This is a genomic window from Streptomyces sp. DH12 (assembly GCF_020873895.1).
Taxonomy (GTDB): Bacteria; Actinomycetota; Actinomycetes; order Streptomycetales; family Streptomycetaceae; genus Streptomyces.
On record NZ_JAHWGT010001472.1, the window covers coordinates 1 to 407 of the forward strand.

The 407-nt window shown below is 76.4% G+C and carries 1 protein-coding gene; it reads left to right on the plus strand.

The window, feature by feature from the left end:
* On the plus strand, nt 1-407 hold a 407-nt coding region (locus LPA54_RS40620), incomplete at both ends, for an FtsX-like permease family protein (RefSeq protein ID WP_306806648.1).

Consider the following 407-nt stretch of genomic DNA (forward strand, 5'->3'; position numbering starts at 1 on the left):
GAGCGCGCCCTCGCCGAGCTGGCCCGCCGCCACCCGGGCGGTCAGGTGGTCGACACCGCCCGCCTGACCGGCGAACTCGCCGAGGACGTCGCGGTGAGCGGCTGGCTCAACAAGATGCTCGTCGCCGTCCTGGTCGGCTACGCGGTGCTGGCCGCGGCCAACACCCTCGTCATGGCCGCGCTCGCCCGCACCCGGGAGCTGGCCCTGCTCCGCCTGGTCGGCGTCACCCGCGGCCAGGTGAAGCGGATGGTCCACGCCGAACAGGCCGGCCTGCTGGGCGTGGCGCTGCTGATCGGCGCCGTGATCGCCGGCGTCACCCTCACCACGATCGTCCGCGCGGTCACCGGAGCCACCGTGCCCCACGTCCCGGCCGCCGGCTGGGCGACCCTCCTCGGCGGCACGGCGGC